The organism is Thiorhodococcus mannitoliphagus (assembly GCF_010915725.1).
Lineage (GTDB): Bacteria > Pseudomonadota > Gammaproteobacteria > Chromatiales > Chromatiaceae > Thiorhodococcus > Thiorhodococcus mannitoliphagus.
Map to the genome: position 1 here is coordinate 1 of NZ_JAAIJR010000444.1, position 538 is coordinate 538.

1 protein-coding gene is annotated in these 538 nt (G+C 68.6%); it reads left to right on the forward strand.

Annotated elements, in window-relative coordinates:
- Positions 1 to 20 precede the first annotated feature (20 nt).
- A partial coding sequence (locus G3480_RS27350; RefSeq protein WP_206171949.1) for a transposase domain-containing protein occupies positions 21 to 538 on the forward strand: 518 nt, incomplete at its 3' end.

Here is a 538-nt window from a genome sequence, read left to right on the forward strand (position 1 = left end):
AACCTGATCAAGAGGCTACGGTGATCAACCTGCACCAGGAGACAGCCGCGGTGGCCGCATGGCCAACGGACGAACGCCTGCGGGCGCTGCAACGCATCATCCCGCGCGCCCGGGTCGATGACGCCCTGGCGCAGACCGGTCGCGATCGCACTCACTGTCGGCGCCTACCGGGGTGGTTCATGGTGTGGTTCATGATCGCCCTTGGGTTGTTTTCTCGCGATGCCTATCGCCAGATTTTTCGCTGCTTGCAGGTCTTTCGCCCAGGCGGCATCCCGGGGCGCTCGACGCTGTGCGAAGCGCGCAAGCGGTTGGGCGTGGCGCCGCTGCGTGCGCTGGCCGCACAGGTCGTGGCGTTGCTGGGTCGCCCCGAGACGCCCGGCGCCTTCTACCGCGGCATGCGCACCATGGCCATCGATGGCTTTGTGCTGAATGTGGCTGATACCCCGGCCAACGAGCGCGCCTTCGGGCGCCCCGGCAGTGGCCGCGCGCCGGGGGCCTTTCCGCAGGTGCGGGTGTTGGCGCTGTGCGAGACCGGCAG